15 protein-coding genes are annotated in these 15,509 nt (G+C 35.3%); all 15 read right to left on the bottom strand.

The features are described from left to right. Positions 1–52: 52 nt before the first annotated feature. A complete protein-coding gene (trmD, locus tag J3U50_RS01995) occupies positions 53–799 on the bottom strand; it encodes a tRNA (guanosine(37)-N1)-methyltransferase TrmD (protein ID WP_054608153.1) in 747 nt (248 codons plus the stop codon). After that, a complete protein-coding gene (gene rimM / locus J3U50_RS02000; RefSeq protein ID WP_034533544.1) occupies positions 789–1,313 on the bottom strand; it encodes a ribosome maturation factor RimM in 525 nt (174 codons plus the stop codon). The genes trmD and rimM overlap by 11 nt, the downstream gene beginning before the upstream one ends. A gap of 55 nt (positions 1,314–1,368) precedes the next feature. Continuing rightward, on the bottom strand, positions 1,369–1,626 hold the full coding sequence (locus tag J3U50_RS02005) for a KH domain-containing protein (RefSeq protein WP_034531095.1): 258 nt from the start codon (positions 1,624–1,626) through the stop codon (positions 1,369–1,371). Between the two features lie 13 nt (positions 1,627–1,639). After that, positions 1,640–1,915 carry a 30S ribosomal protein S16 gene (rpsP, locus tag J3U50_RS02010; protein ID WP_034531094.1) on the bottom strand — a complete coding sequence of 92 codons (276 nt, stop codon included), beginning with the start codon at positions 1,913–1,915 and terminating at the stop codon, positions 1,640–1,642. A gap of 92 nt (positions 1,916–2,007) precedes the next feature. Continuing rightward, positions 2,008–2,295, bottom strand: a complete 288-nt coding sequence (locus tag J3U50_RS02015; RefSeq protein WP_054608154.1) for a hypothetical protein — start codon at positions 2,293–2,295, stop codon at positions 2,008–2,010. A gap of 4 nt (positions 2,296–2,299) precedes the next feature. After that, entirely contained in the window at positions 2,300–3,529 is a 1,230-nt protein-coding gene (locus tag J3U50_RS02020) for a VWA-like domain-containing protein (protein WP_301945467.1), read from the bottom strand. Positions 3,530–3,534: 5 nt separating this feature from the next. Further along, entirely contained in the window at positions 3,535–4,635 is a 1,101-nt protein-coding gene (locus tag J3U50_RS02025) for an ATP-binding protein (RefSeq protein WP_301945468.1), read from the bottom strand. Positions 4,636–4,688: 53 nt separating this feature from the next. Beyond that, positions 4,689–6,167, bottom strand: a complete 1,479-nt coding sequence (gene ffh / locus J3U50_RS02030) for a signal recognition particle protein (protein WP_301945469.1) — start codon at positions 6,165–6,167, stop codon at positions 4,689–4,691. Between the two features lie 14 nt (positions 6,168–6,181). Next, the gene (locus tag J3U50_RS02035; RefSeq protein WP_034531089.1) at positions 6,182–6,523 is read right to left on the bottom strand and encodes a putative DNA-binding protein; all 342 of its coding nucleotides are present in this window, start codon (positions 6,521–6,523) and stop codon (positions 6,182–6,184) included. 25 nt (positions 6,524–6,548) lie between these two features. Continuing rightward, the gene (gene ftsY, locus J3U50_RS02040; RefSeq protein ID WP_301945470.1) at positions 6,549–7,772 is read right to left on the bottom strand and encodes a signal recognition particle-docking protein FtsY; all 1,224 of its coding nucleotides are present in this window, start codon (positions 7,770–7,772) and stop codon (positions 6,549–6,551) included. Positions 7,773–7,775: 3 nt separating this feature from the next. Continuing rightward, a complete protein-coding gene (gene smc, locus J3U50_RS02045; RefSeq protein ID WP_301945471.1) occupies positions 7,776–11,327 on the bottom strand; it encodes a chromosome segregation protein SMC in 3,552 nt (1,183 codons plus the stop codon). Between the two features lie 21 nt (positions 11,328–11,348). Next, the gene (gene rnc, locus J3U50_RS02050; protein ID WP_034531086.1) at positions 11,349–12,041 is read right to left on the bottom strand and encodes a ribonuclease III; all 693 of its coding nucleotides are present in this window, start codon (positions 12,039–12,041) and stop codon (positions 11,349–11,351) included. A gap of 62 nt (positions 12,042–12,103) precedes the next feature. Then, positions 12,104–12,352, bottom strand: coding sequence for an acyl carrier protein (gene acpP, locus J3U50_RS02055; RefSeq protein ID WP_034531085.1), 249 nt, complete (start codon positions 12,350–12,352; stop codon positions 12,104–12,106). 49 nt (positions 12,353–12,401) lie between these two features. Continuing rightward, entirely contained in the window at positions 12,402–13,442 is a 1,041-nt protein-coding gene (gene plsX / locus J3U50_RS02060; protein WP_053791758.1) for a phosphate acyltransferase PlsX, read from the bottom strand. 13 nt (positions 13,443–13,455) lie between these two features. Next, positions 13,456–15,489, bottom strand: coding sequence for an ATP-dependent DNA helicase RecG (gene recG, locus J3U50_RS02065; protein WP_301945472.1), 2,034 nt, complete (start codon positions 15,487–15,489; stop codon positions 13,456–13,458). Positions 15,490–15,509: the final 20 nt, after the last annotated feature.

Raw genomic sequence — 15,509 nt, forward strand, 5'->3', positions numbered from 1 at the left:
AAAATAGTCAATTAGAATACTAACATAACCACAATTACTTGTAAAGATTATTTTATTCTTCTTCTATTTTTACTTCCGCTAATAGTTTCTTTTGTAAATCAGTTAATTGACTATAATCAATTAGATCTGGGCGTCTAAGGTAAGTCTTTCTTAGCGCCTCTTTTTCGCGCCATTCTTCAATCTTTTGGTGATTACCACTAGTCAACACATCGGGTACTGTCATGCCCCTAAAATCTGCTGGTCTAGTGTATTGAGGATATTCTAGTAATCCACTTGAGAATGAATCACCAGGTGCAGATTCATCGTTACCCAAAACGTCAGATAATAATCGAGCAGTTGCATCAATCATTACCATTGCTGGTAATTCTCCACCGGTTAAGACAAAGTCACCTAATGAGTATTCATCGGTAACCAATGTCTTAATTCTTTCGTCATATCCTTCATAGTGACCACAAATGAAAGTTAAATGGTCTTCCTTAGATAACTTTTCGGCCTCTTTTTGATCAAACTTCTTTCCTGCTGGATCCAACAGAATTACACGTCCCTTAGAAATGCCTTCCTTAGCAGCCTCTTCTTGGGTATGAGAAAGCGCATCAAAAATTGGTTGAGCTTGTAGTAGCATTCCTGCACCACCACCAAATGGGTAGTCATCAACGTTACCATGCTTATTGGTCGAATAGTCTCTAAAGTTAGTAATATTAATATCTAGTAATCCTTTATCCTTTGCTTTTCCAAGGATTGAATCACCCAAAGGGCCATCAAACATATCTGGAAATAAGCTTAAGATATCAATCTTCATCGTCGAGCCCCCTAGGAACATCCACAGTAATTACTTCATCGTCTAAATTAACATCTAAGATGACTGAATCAATCTTAGGTAATAATAAATCGGACTTGTTATCACGTGAGACAACCCAAACATCATTGGCACCTGGTGAAAGAATTTCCTTAACGGAACCAATCTTTTGTCCGTCAGTATCTAAAACATCTAAACCAATGATTTGGTGATAGTAGTATTCGCCAGGTTGTAAGTCATCACTATCAAGTTGATCTTCAGCAATCTTTAATTCTGAAGGTTTTAAGTATTCAACGTCATTGATAGTTGGCTTGTCTTTAAAGTGTAGTAAGATGAAGTTCTTATGAGTTCTAACACCATCGATCACTAGCTTTTCACTCTTAGTATCATTTAAAAACGCATAAACTTCATTACCAACTTTAAAACGTTTTTCAGGGAAATCGGTAATAGACATTACACGAACTTCACCACGAAGTCCCTGAGTATTTACAATCTTTCCAATATTATAAAAGTTCATTATTCATTTCCCCTTTTATGTTAAAAAACTCTTAAACAAAACACCAAGGTTTCATTTAAGAGTTTTTATTCTTACTATCATCAATAATCAGTCTTACGCGCTTATCACCAGAAACACGAGCACTGTAAACAATCGTACGAATTGTTTGCGCTACATGGCCCTTTTTACCAATAATTCTACCGACATCGGCAGGATTAGTAACAAGATGATATTCATAGAAACGATCCGATTCACTATGATCGATAGCAACATCCTCTGGGTATTCCACCAGTGGTTTTACGATTTTTTTAATCAGCTCATCAAAATTAGTCATAACTCGATATCACTTATTTCTTAGAGTATTTAGCTTCATGATATTTCTTCATGATACCAGCATCAGATAGTAAGTTACGTACAGTATCTGAAGGTTGTGCACCCTTGTTTAACCATTCGAAGATATCTTCTTCTTCTAGTTTAACAGTACTTGGTTGAGTTAATGGGTTGTAAGTACCAACAGTTTGGATGAAACGACCATCACGAGGGCTACGTGAATCAGCAACTACAACACGGTAGAAAGGACGCTTCTTTGAACCCATTCTCTTCAAACGAATTTTAACAGACATTAATAAACACCTCCTGTATTTCTTTTAACGATATTAAATATAACAGTTATTTAGATGCTTGTAAAGGTTTTTTTCTTTACACCATGATTTTTTTATTGAAAATCAGCTAAAAGAGCACTTTTTGCCAGTTCATCCATGTATTTTTCGTTATTAATAACAAAATTATGGACGTTTTTATAATCATCGAAATCGATTTTAACATTCTTAAATACCTGATTTCTATCTAACTCTTTAGCCAAATTAACATCATTAACTGACATCTTTGCCACAAATGGTGAGTCTTCATAAATCTCATCCCAAGAATTAGATAGTAATGCCTTTGCTCTTTTAATATTTACGTTATTATTAATCGCCATTTTTAATATATCCGGTTTTAACATTTTATCACATCCTAATTTGGTCTAAATATAAGACGTTGGCCTTTTGATTACGTACTGATAACTCGTTCTCGTATCCCAATAATACCCATTTGATATTGAAGTTTGGTTGGTTCAAATATTCTTCACCCTTACCATCGGTGAAAACGATGCATCCCTGACTAGCTAACTTATGTTCATGCACATAGTCAACGATACTTTGATACTTGGTACCACCTTGCAATAAACGCTGATTAGAAATGAGACTATCGCTAATCGCATGAACTTCAGCATCAAACGTATAGCAATTAACCTCAATATTTGGGATCGATTGAATTGCCTTAACAACACTAATCATGTTGGCATACTGTTCATCACTGATTGAACCTGAACTATCAATAAAAACATTCACATGTTCATTTTGATGTCTAATTCTACCTGGGATATCCATGCGATATGGCTGCCTGCGATTAAATCGAGTATAGTTTTTCTTTGGTCGATTACTTTTATTTCCAGTAATCCTTCTAAAGATTTGCTGCAAATTAATTCTAGGCATCACAACGGACTTAATCTGTTTGTCAACTGCCATTGAAAGTTCACCACGATATTGGCTATAAACATCCCTTAACAGCCTATCAATTGATTTCTTTCTTTGTTCATAGTCTTGATTACTGATATTGCCTTCATCATCAAAGTATCGATGATCATCGACAATTCGTACGTTATCGTTATCCAATTTACCAACACCATCCTGTTTATCCTGACTAAACAAATCATAAAGCTGCTTAGCATACTGACTAGAATCCAGATTAGGTTTCATATCAAGATTGTATTGGTAGTTAAGCTTATCTAAAGTCCATCCCTTGGAATAAACATCTGAGACGTATTGGTTAACCGCTACATCGGATGCCACGTCGTTTAATTGGTTGTGATTGAAGTATCTGAGGGGATGCAACCAAATGATATGCATCGCTAGATGCTCCAAGATAGCAATCAAATCATTAGCATCTGCCAAGTCATCTTTTAAATGAGTAGGATTATATGCCAATTCCAATCGGTTATTTGACCACTTCAATGCTAGAAATGAATCAATCGTATCATCTGCATTCCTGTTTAAATGAAGCAAAATTTCGCCATAGAAGCTCTTATTACGAATTAAGGATAAAATCCCTTTAGAAATGATTCCATCTACCTCAGTTGGACTATTTTGCTGTGAATCGATATTAATTAGGTTGTAAATATCACTATTGAGTGTCATATTAATCACCTGTATGCATTAAAACTAATTTCGGTTAACTTATCATATAACTGTTTAGCAGCTAAACTGGTTTCGGCCATGTTGTAGATATCATCGATTAAACCACTGTCGTTAATCAATGTTCGAGCAATTGCGTATTGACCATCTGAACTTAATAAATCGATAAAATTTGTTAAACGGTGACAAACATCATCGCTTAATGTTGATACTGATTTTACATATTCACTGACTAATGATTGCTTAGTAATCTCATCTTTAGATGCTAGTTTATCAACAATATCCTGTAAGTCACCATTTAATTCAATCTTGTCATCGATAGATTGATGCATAAATTTAACAAAGGATTCTGCGATGGATGGACCGACATTTCCTGAGACGACCTCGATTAAAATGTCTTCATCATAATCGTCATTGTATTGATTAACGATATTGGACACACGGTGCCAAGATCTAGGCGTTGGTTTAATCTCATCATTCCCATGGTCTAAAAACTCTGGATTGTCGCTAATAAAATTAATGACTTGTTGATTAACTTTGTTATCTTTTGCCCACTTTAACCAGTCATTAACATCTGTTTGCATGTTAACTCGCACAGTTCTATCAGTAATGGCATCATCACTAGCATAAACATCATAATTAGCATTCATGTCATCTGGGTTTTCAGCAATGATGATGTGGACTTGTTTTGGTAACACCACCGAATTAATGCGGCGTTGTAAAACCAGATTCATTAACTCACTTTGGACATCAGAGGTTCCACGATTGAATTCATCTAGGAACCAATAAATTGGTGTATCAGGATTGGCCTCGGCATATTTGATAATTTCAATAATGGTGTGGGAGTATCCGAATTTAACATCCGCTAATGTCCCATAATTATCAGTCTCAATAAATGATTTGTCTGTTAATGGTGGCACCGGAATCGCCAAGTCACCTTTCTCGGATAAACTCACGACCGTAGTAAATAATCTGGCATGATTTTGTTCAGCTAATTGATTTACTAATGCCGACTTACCAATCCCGGCAAGACCAACAATATTTGCCACAGCACCACTTTTTTCAATCAAATTTACTGCTTGCATTGTTTTAATAAAACCTAATGCCATAAAAATCCCTCCTAAAAAAGACACAACTACCCAGGGTAATTATGCCTTTTCCATTATTTACGCTTCTTGTTACGTTTGCGCTTGTTTTTATTCATTTTCTTGCTAATTTTTCTGCTCATACGTTTCATTGCCATTTGTGAGATCTTGCCACCTAGGCCGCCACCCATTCCTGGCATTGAAGGCATTCCATCCACGCCCATGTTACCCATCATTTGTTCCATACCAGACATGTTACCGTTAGACATCTTATTCATCATGTCCTTCATTTGATTAAATTGCTTAATCATACGGTTAACTTCTTGAATTGGACGTCCACATCCACGTGAGATACGACGTCTTCTTGATGGATTTAATAAATCAGGGTTATTACGTTCTTCATAGGTCATTGAATAGATAATTGCCTTGATGTGTTCTAAATCCTTAGGATCCATGTTCACGTTCTTCAAGGCAGGATTATTAGCCATCCCTGGAATCATCTTCATGATTTCATCCAAAGGACCCATCTTTTGAATTTGTTCTAGTTGGTCTAAGAAGTCTTCAAATCCAAAAGTGTTATTTTGCATCTTTTCGGCTAATTCTTTTGCTTGCTTTTCATCATAATCGTTTTGAGTCTTTTCGATTAATGATAAGATATCACCCATTCCAAGGATACGAGAAGCCATTCGGTCTGGATGTAAGACATCAAGTGCTTCCATCTTTTCACCTTGTCCCACAAACTTAATTGGTTTTTGGGTTACTTCACGAATTGAAAGGGCAGCCCCACCACGAGTGTCACCATCTAACTTAGTTAGAACAACACCGGTAATATCTAGTGCATCGTTAAAACCTTCTGCGGTATTAACGGCATTTTGACCGGTCATGGCATCAACAACCAATAGAATTTCGTCTGGATGAGTCAATTCCTTAATGTTCTTTAATTCGTCCATTAAGGCTTCATCGATTTGTAGTCGACCAGCAGTATCAATTAATACATAGTCATTATGGTCTTCTTTGGCCTTAGCCATCCCATTTCTAACAATTTCAACTGGATCGACGTCAGTTCCTTGTTGGAAAACTGGAACATCAATTTGCTTACCGACTGTTTCCAATTGGTCAATGGCAGCTGGACGGTAAACGTCGGCTGCGATTAGTAATGGACGAGCATTTTCTTCTTTTTTAAGTTTTAAAGCTAATTTACCAACAGTGGTAGTTTTACCTGCCCCTTGTAAACCAGCCATCATGATAACAGTTGGAATCTTTTCAGACTTGTTCAATGGGACTGCTTCTTCACCCATTGTCTTTGTTAATTCTTCATTAACAATCTTTACGATTTGTTGAGCTGGATTCAATCCTTCCAATACTTCCGCTCCACGAGAACGTTCTTGGACACGCTTAACAAAATTTCTTACAACTGTGAAGTTAACATCGGCTTCAAGTAAAGCAAGTCTAATTTCACGCATTGTTTCTCTTAAGTCAGCTTCAGAAACTTTACCTTTACCACGTAAATTACGCATTGCTTTTTGAAGACGTTCTGTTAATCCTTCAAATGCCATTTATTTCACCACTTTCATTTTTCTTCAGTTATTTCTAAATCATCAACTAATTGATTTAGTTTATCGTCATTTGGATAGTTATCCTTAACGTAATTTCTAATTGCATCAGTTTGATCATTTCGTTTCACAAAATCTGCATACAAATGAAGTTGTTCTTCATATTTTTCCAGAATCACTTCTGTTCTTCTTATGTTATCATACACAGCCTGTCTACTGACATTAAACTCTTCAGAAATTTCTCCCAATGAGTAATCGTCAGCATAATAAAGTTGAATATAACTATCTTGCTTATTTGTTAATAATGGACGATAAAATTCGAATAAAGAGTTAATTCGATAATTTTTTTCCATTTCCAATTAAATCAAGTCCTTTCAGTTCAGACTATTTAATTAGACCCTTAAATAATCCATATACAAAATCATTTGCGTTAAATTCTCTTAAATCTTCTACCTTTTCACCTAAACCAACGTACTTAACTGGAACGTGAAGTTCGTTTCTAATTGCTAAAACAATTCCACCCTTGGCGGTACCGTCTAGCTTAGTTAGTACGATACCAGAGACATTGGTTGTTTCCTTGAATAGCTTAGCTTGGTTTAAGGCATTTTGACCTGTGGTTGAATCTAGAACTAATAAAACTTCATGAGGAGCGTCTGGGATTTCTCTAGTTAAGACCTTCTTCATCTTAGCAAGTTCGTTCATCAAGTTAACCTTGTTTTGAAGTCTACCAGCAGTATCTACGAATAAAATATCATAGTTTTCATCCTTGGCCTTATGAACTGCTTCATAAACAACTGCGGATGGGTCACTTTGTTCCGGCTTCTTGACAATATCAACGCCATCACGTTTTGCCCATTCATCTAATTGTTGAATAGCACCAGCTCTAAAGGTATCAGCCGCAGCTAATAATACCTTCTTGCCTTGTTGTTTATACATATTAGCCATCTTACCGATGGTAGTTGTCTTACCAACACCATTAACCCCAACGAATAAAATAACAGTTGGACCTTGGTCAGCAAAATGAATTTCTGTGTTTTCATCATTACCATTTTGATCGTAGATATCAATCATCTTTTGAATGATAACGTTTTGCACGTCGTCTTTGCTTTTGGCATTTTGTAACTTAACTTCATCTCTTAATTGGTCTGTTAAGTTAACGGCCATATCAAAACCAACGTCTGATTCAATTAAAGTATCTTCTAAATCTTCGAAGAAGTCTTCGTCAACACTTCTAAAGTTAGCAAACAAACGGTTTAGACGTTCACCAAATGTACTTCTGGATTTTTCTAGTCCTTCAGTAAACTTAGTTTGATCATCTTCAACAGGCTTTTCAAAAGCAGGTTGTTTCTCATCAGTTTGTTCTTCAAATTTTTCTTCGTCAGCGTTGTCATCAACGTCTGATTCTTTTGAAGATTCTTCTTGGTCAGATGATTGTTGTTCTTCTTCACTAGTTACAGTTTTTTGTTCACTAGCTTGGTCGACTTTATCATCTGTTTTTTGTTCATCATCAACAGCAGCATCAGTTTCATCGTTTTTTACTTCTTCAACTTTACTATTGTTGTTTTCTTCTTCGTTATTACGCTTTTTAAAAATATCAAATAATCCCATAGCTTATTCCTCCGCGGCATTAAATTTATTTAGGTTAGCTGTAACCACTTTAGAAACTCCGGAATTTTGCATGGTAACTCCATACAATGTATCGGCATAAACCATTGTTTCTTTTCTATGCGTGATAACGATGAATTGAGTTCCATCATCTAGTTTAGTCATGTATCGAGCGTATCTATCGACATTTTCTGCATCCAATGCGGATTCAGCTTCATCCAAGATACTAAAAGGTACCGGCTTAACTTTTAACACGGCGAAAAGTAATGCAATGGCTGTTAATGCTTTTTCTCCTCCTGATAATAGAGACATATGACGGTACTTCTTACCAGGTGGCTGTGCCATAATTTCAATTCCAGTAGTTAACAAATCATTTGGATCCGTAAGTAATAACTTCGCTTTTCCACCACCAAAAATTTCGTTATAAACTTTTGAGAATTGGGTAGCGATTGCATCGAAAGTATCCTTGAATTTCTTTTCAACGGTAACATCAATCTTGTTCATGGTATCAGTTAGTTGTTGGCTAGAATTCTTCAAATCATCTGATTGTTGTACTAGGAATTCGTATCGTTTTGATACTTCCTTGTACTCATCAATTGCGGATACATTGACAACCCCTAGATGGTCGATGGAACGACGTAAATCGTCGATATGAGCCTTAATGTTATCGATAGTATCGTCGACAACGATATCATCAATTTCATTTAGGTTAACCTCATACTTACCAATTAGTTGTTGTTTTAGACTAGCAAGTTGCTTTTCCAATTGATCAAACTTATTAATTTGTTTATTTAGATAATTTTGTTGGTTAACAGAATCCATTGTTTGCTTATCAATTTGGTCTTCGACTTTCTTGATTTCAGCTTGGTGTTTATCAATGGATTCTTTGCATTCTTGTAGATTACTTTGGATTGATTGAATTTGTTGGTTAACTAACTTAATTTCGTCATCTTGGTTTACTGAAAGCATATTATTACTAATTGCTTCGTTTAACCCATCAATGTTTTCTTTTTCGTCATCAATGTCAGCATCTAATCGGTCAAAATCTTCAATTAGATTTGCTTTTTGGTCACGGAAATTGGATAGTTTTTCCTTCAAGACAATCAACTTTTCACGAGTTGATTGTACCTTTGAAGAGTTATTATCCTTCATTGATTCCAAAGTTTCAATCTTTTCTTGAATATCTTTTGATTTAGTTTGATTATTGACCAAATCAATATTCAATTGTTCTTTTAGTTTCTTGTTTTGACGTTGTTTTTCATCAATATCATCATCAAACAATCCACCATTAGACATTCTGATTGCCTTTAGTTCACGTTGTTTTCTAACTAGGGATTCCTTGGCAAATGTCAATTTGTTATTGATTGAGTCTAATTGACCATCGTATTGACGCTTGTTGTCATAGAAAGAGTCTGACTTCGCATTTAACTCTTTTAGTTGATCTTGTAATTCAACCAGCTTAGCCTCAGTTTGCTTAGCAACCTCTTGGCTTTCCTTAAATTGCTTTTCTAAATCTTCTAACTTATTCTTTTGGGTCAAGACACCATCATATTGACGTTTGTTAGAACCACCGGTGATTGAACCACCAGCATTAACGATTTCACCCCTTAGGGTCACAATTCGGTTAGAATGTCTAATCTTGTTACTAATATCAGTAGCAGTATGTAAATCTTTAACAATTAAAACATTACCTAGCAAATGACTAGTAACAGATTTAAGCTTGTCATTAATTTGGACCAATTCATTGGCTACACCAACGAATCCATCGCTATTTTGGCAGGTACTTAAAACGTTATTGTTAACGCTGCGTTGTGAAATCTCATTAACGGGCAAGAAAGTAGCTCTTCCCAAACGATTATCGTTTAAAAACTTAACCGCTTGTCTAGCAGAAGCATTGTTAGTGACCACAATTTGTTGTAATTGATTACCTAAAGCAGTTTCAATTGCTGTGGTATATTCAGCAGGTACTTTGATAAAGTCGGATACTGAACCCAATACACCATTAAGATGGTCTTTATTGTTTAAGACACTTTGGGCACCACGATAGAAGTTACTGTGGTCGTTTTGCAAATTATTCAAACTATTGTATTTAATTTTTAAATTTTGCGTATCTTCTAATTGTTTATACCAGATGGCTTGTTGATCATCTACTTGTTTCTTTAAACCGTTCACCTGAGCTTGATAGTCGTTAAAATCGCTTTGCACCTTTTGAACTTCTTCGTTCTTCTTGTTGTAGGCTTGATTTAACTCTTCAACTGATTGTTCCAATTGATTGATTTCATCGTTTACTCCAGAAATCTTTTGACGATTGGAATCATTTTGAACATCAGCTTGTTTTTGGGTCTTTTCTAGATAAGTAGATTCATTGTTAACATTAGCAATCTTTTGCATAATTGCTAAATATTCACCACGAACATCTTCATACTCTGCTTTTTTATCAGCAATCATTTGGTCAATCTTATCTTCATCGATTTCTTCAAGATATTGTTTATGCTTATCAATTTCTTGATTTAACTTGTCGATTTCAGAGTTGATTTCTTTTTCTTTTGCTTGTAAATCAGTAACTTGTGAATTTAACTTTTCTAGGTTGGACTTATGTTCCTTCAAGCTAGTCTTTTTAAATTCAATTTCTTGCTTAGAAAGATTTTGTTGACCAGATAACTGTTCAATCTTCTTAGAGTAGTTCAAAAGATTATCTTGTTGTTCTTCCTTCTTGGTTAGAAGCAACTCAAGTTGTTCATTCAATGACTTCTTTTGACCGGTAAGCTCATTTAAGTGTTTGTTAATATCTTCGGCGTTTTGCTTTTCTTCAGCAATAATCGCCTTGGTATTATTCCAGTCAGCCCCAACTTGATTTAATTCAAGCGCAATTCTTGAAACATCGTATTTTTTCAATTCTTTTTTTAAATCTAAATACTTAATTGCTGTTTCACTTTGCTCTTTTAATTGGTCATTTCGATCTTTAAGTTCGAAAATAATGTCTTCAACACGATCAAGATTTTCATGAGTTTGTTGAAGCTTTAAGTTGGCATCATGTTTTTGTTGTTTATACTTAAAAACACCGGCTGCTGTTTCAATAATAGAACGACGATCTTCAGGTTTACTGTTAAAGATATCTTCAACACTACCTTGAGAAATGATTGAAAATGAACCAATTCCCATCCCTGTGTCCATAAATAAGTTATTGATATCTTTTAATCGACATTCAGAATTATTAATTAAGTATTGGCTTTCACCACTACGATACAAACGTCTTGTAATGATAATTTCTGAATATGAACTATTAATGTATTGGTCGGTATTGTCCAAGGTTAACTTAACTTCGGCACGATTGACCGGTTTATGAGTACTAGAACCAGAAAAAATAACGTCGGACATCTTTGAACCACGTAAAGTCTTAGAAGATTGTTCCCCGAGTACCCATCTGATAGCTTCGATAACATTACTTTTACCACTACCATTAGGACCAACAATCGCAGTTAAACCATCTGTAAAGTTAATGGTTGTTTTGTTTGCAAAGGATTTAAATCCAGCAATCTCTAATGATTTTAACTTCAAAGCGATTTCCCCATCCTGTTTTTATTCTGTAAGGTTTTTAATTGCCTTCTTAGCAGCACCTTGTTCTGCATTCTTCTTGGAGTGACCTAGGCCAACACCTTTTTCAACACCATCGATGGTAACGGATACCTTAAAGCGACGGTCGTTTTCCGGACCATTTTCGTCTAATAAGTGATATTCAATATCGACTGGTCCATTTGATTGTGCTAATTCTTGTAATTCAGTTTTGTGATCAAAGAATTCGTCGAACCATCCCTCGTCTAATTTAGGGAAAATTACTTGATGACAAAACTTAACTACAGGTTCCATTCCTTGGTCAAGGTATACCGCACCAATGAATGATTCAAAAATATCACATAATAGTGAATCTCTAGTTCTAGCTTGAGCTTTTTCTTCACCCTTACCTAAACGAATGTATTTATCAAATTCACATTCTCTAGCAAAACTACTAAAGCTGTGTTCATTTACCATTGCGGCTCTTAATCTAGTTAAGCGGCCTTGTGGTAAATTTGGATAACGTTTGTAAATGTATTCTGATACTACTAGTTCGTATACAGCATCACCCAAAAATTCAATTCGTTCATAAAATTTTAAATTCTTACCTGGATGTTCATTAACGTATGAAGCTTGAGTAAAGGCTTCATCTAATAATGATTCATCCTTGAACTTAATGTTAAATCGTTTTTCTAATAAATCATCAAATTCTTTTTCCAAGTCTTTCCCTCCAGTGAATAATACAACAAAAGACGATTACTATTGAGTAATCGCCTTTTTAATTATTTGTTATCAGCGTTAGACATAACGTAGTCTACAGCTTCATCAATAGTCTTAATGTTTTCTGCATCTTCATCTGAGATATCAGTACCAAAAGTACTTTCTAGAGATAATACAAACTCAACAAAATCAATTGAATCAGCGTCTAAATCGTTTTGAAAGTTTAAATCACCTTTGATGGTATCTCTATCAATACTGAATTGATCAGCAACCATATCAGCAATTTTGTTAAATACTTCTTCTTTTGTCATAATCTATCTCCTTAAAATCGTAATTGATAATTCTAATTATAACAGATTTTTAGTTATTTTTGGCGTTTTGTTTGATTTGTTGCATATCATCAGCATGCTTATCAAAGTATTCAACAACGTCATCAATAGTCTTATTATCAATCATTGTCTTAATTTGGAAAATAGTGTTCTTGATTGTAACAGCTTCACTACTACCGTGAGCCTTAACAACAGGAGCCTTAGTACCCATTAATACGGCACCACCATATTGTGAGTAATCCATTTCCTTAGCAATCTTCTTAAATGTTGGTTTAAGCATTAAAGCACCAACTTTTGACTTCACGCCACCAGACATGATTTCACCCTTGATTAGAGTAAGTAATGAAAGTGCAGTTCCTTCGATTGCCTTCAATGCAGCGTTACCAGTGAAACCATCAGTAACAACAACATCAGCAGCACCATTTAATAATTCACGTGATTCAACGTTACCAATGAAGTTTAGGTTTTCATCCTTAGAAAGCATTTCGTTAGCTGCCTTATGTAATGAATCACCTTTATCTGCTTCAGTACCGTTGTTTAATAGACCGATACGTGGGTTTTCAATATGTCTAACAGTTTCAGCATAGTACTTACCCATGAATGCGTATTGGTATAGGTTGAATAGTTTTGATTCAGCATTAGCACCAACATCTAGCATAACAAAGTTATCATGATCTTCATCATTTACGATTGGTAAAGTAGTTGCAAGACCTGGACGGTCAATTCCCTTAATTCTACCAATAATAAATAGACCAGCAGCTAGGATAGCACCAGTGTTACCAGCTGAGAAGAATGCATCTGCTTCTTTGTCCTTAACAGCTTGAGCAGCCATGTCTAGACTTGAGTTTTTCTTCTTCATAACAGCCTTAACAGGTTCTTCACCCATTTCAATAACTTCGTCAGATTGAACTAGTTCAATTCTTTCTTCATTTTGAATTAATGGTTTAACTTTATCGATTTGACCGAATAACTTGAACTCAATATCAGGATATTGGTCTCTTGCCATTTCTACCCCTTTAACAACTTCTAGTGGGGCGTTGTCTCCACCCATGGCATCAATTGCGATTTTCATTTATAAAACTCCTTTAATCAAACATTTTCTTATTATTTTTTTGGTGAACGTAACTATATAATTTACTATACATTGGATTGTTTTGCCAATCATTTGTACTTACGATCTGAATTGCCTCTTGTTGAGCAACACTTAGCATCGTTAAATCTGCAACCGGATCTCCTACCTTAAAATCAGGAAGACCAGATTGTGCTTTCCCCATGATATCACCAGGTCCTCTAAGTTCTAGGTCCTTTTGCGATATAACGAAACCATCGTTACTTTCGACCATGACATTCATTCGTTTAACACCTGTCTCAGTTTTGGGATCAGATACTAATAAACAGTATGACTGACTACTTCCTCTTCCAACTCGACCTCGTAATTGATGTAACTGAGCCAATCCAAAATGATCAGCATTAAATACGATCATCATAGTGGCATTACTAACGTCCACACCTACTTCAATAACTGTCGTAGAGACCAAAATTTGAAACTCATTGTTTTTAAATTCTGTCATCACCAAATTTTTATCTTCATCTTTCATTCTACCATGAAGTAGACCAACTTTGAATTCTGGTTCAAACATATTCTTAAAATTGTCATAGATGTTGATGGCATTCTTCATGTCGACAGCTTCTGATTCTTCAACCAATGGTGTTACCACGTAAATCTGTTCTCCGGCATTCAATCTTTCTTTAATAAAACCAACAGAATTATTGAATTGACCTTCCTTTATCCACGCTGTTTTAACCGGTTGGCGACCATTAGGAAGTTCGTCAATAATTGAAACATCCATTTCTCCATAGGAAGTAATGGCTAAGGTTCTAGGAATTGGGGTTGCCGTCATTGCTAAAACATTAGTTCCATCGTTTTTCTGCCTTAACTTGGCACGTTGGTTTACACCAAAACGATGTTGTTCATCGATGATAGCTAAACCTAAATTCTTGTATTCAACGCTATCCTGAATCAAGGCATGAGTTCCAATAACCAAGTTAATTTCACCAGACTTAATTCTTGGTAAAAGTTCTTTTCTGGCAGCTTGTTTCGTATCTCCAGTTAACAACGCAACATTCACTTTTGTATCTTTAAAAAGTGTTGCTAGTTTATTGGCATGTTGTTCAGCCAATATTTCAGTCGGTGCCATTAAGGCTGCTTGATATCCGCCATCAATACATGCCAGGATTGCTAAAGCAGCCACAATTGTTTTACCAGATCCTACATCCCCTTGAAGCAAACGGTTCATCTGACGAGTAGATGATAAATCGTTTTGGATTTCATTTACCACACGCTGTTGCGCGTTTGTTAATGAAAATGGAAGTTGATTAATAAAAGTATCCATATCGTCTTGATTAAACTTAATGGCTAAACCAGCATCCTTTTGTTCTTCACTCTTTAATGCTTGCAAACGCATTTGAAATAAGAAGAATTCATTAAACTTTGCGGTTCTTCTAGCTAGGTATGCATCCTTAGTGTCATTAGGGAAATGCATATCCTGAATAACTTGCTTTTGTGATTCCAATTTATATTTTTCAATGATGTCTTCTGGAACGACATCATCAATTACATCCTTGTATTCATCAAACGCCAACTTCACCAAATCACTGATTGTCTTTTGACGAATATGCTTATTAGCCGGATAGATTGGATTCATTTCATTACCATCAACGGCTGATAAAATCTTGATTCCAGATAATGACGCTTTGGCCTTATCAAACCGACCGTATATAAGAACTTCTTTTCCAACAGGAAGCTGTTTCTTTAACCATGGTTGATTAAAAAATGTAACCTTTACGACATCGTTATTAACCAATAGTCTTATGTTCAATAGATTTCTTTTCCGACCGAAGTGTGCAACCACTGGATCAGCTGCAATCTTACCTTTAATCGTTACCTTTTCTTGGTCTTCAATTTGCGATAAGTCTTTTACTTGAAAATCATCGTATCTAAATGGGTAATATGTCAATAAATCATATATAGTATCGATACCCAATTCATCCAAAGCTTCGACCTTTTTAGGACCAACACCCTTTAAAACGGACACACTATCGTTTAAATCTTTCAACATATCACCTCATTTTACTTATG

The sequence above is a fragment of the Lactobacillus sp. B3795 genome, from assembly GCF_026535805.1.
Classification (GTDB): Bacteria; Bacillota; Bacilli; order Lactobacillales; family Lactobacillaceae; genus Apilactobacillus; species Apilactobacillus kunkeei_C.

Bases quoted from the DNA above. Each gene is read 5' to 3' on its own strand.
- rpsP (WP_034531094.1), bottom strand. From the start codon at position 1,915: ATGTCTGTTAAAATTCGTTTGAAGAGAATGGGTTCAAAGAAGCGTCCT.
- J3U50_RS02020 (WP_301945467.1), bottom strand. From the start codon at position 3,529: ATGACACTCAATAGTGATATTTACAACCTAATTAATATCGATTCACAG.
- ffh (WP_301945469.1), bottom strand. From the start codon at position 6,167: ATGGCATTTGAAGGATTAACAGAACGTCTTCAAAAAGCAATGCGTAAT.
- ftsY (WP_301945470.1), bottom strand. From the start codon at position 7,772: ATGGGATTATTTGATATTTTTAAAAAGCGTAATAACGAAGAAGAAAAC.
- recG (WP_301945472.1), bottom strand. From the start codon at position 15,489: ATGTTGAAAGATTTAAACGATAGTGTGTCCGTTTTAAAGGGTGTTGGT.
- J3U50_RS02025 (WP_301945468.1), bottom strand. From the start codon at position 4,635: ATGGCATTAGGTTTTATTAAAACAATGCAAGCAGTAAATTTGATTGAA.
- J3U50_RS02015 (WP_054608154.1), bottom strand. From the start codon at position 2,295: ATGTTAAAACCGGATATATTAAAAATGGCGATTAATAATAACGTAAAT.
- J3U50_RS02005 (WP_034531095.1), bottom strand. From the start codon at position 1,626: ATGACTAATTTTGATGAGCTGATTAAAAAAATCGTAAAACCACTGGTG.
- plsX (WP_053791758.1), bottom strand. From the start codon at position 13,442: ATGAAAATCGCAATTGATGCCATGGGTGGAGACAACGCCCCACTAGAA.
- trmD (WP_054608153.1), bottom strand. From the start codon at position 799: ATGAAGATTGATATCTTAAGCTTATTTCCAGATATGTTTGATGGCCCT.
- rimM (WP_034533544.1), bottom strand. From the start codon at position 1,313: ATGAACTTTTATAATATTGGAAAGATTGTAAATACTCAGGGACTTCGT.
- acpP (WP_034531085.1), bottom strand. From the start codon at position 12,352: ATGACAAAAGAAGAAGTATTTAACAAAATTGCTGATATGGTTGCTGAT.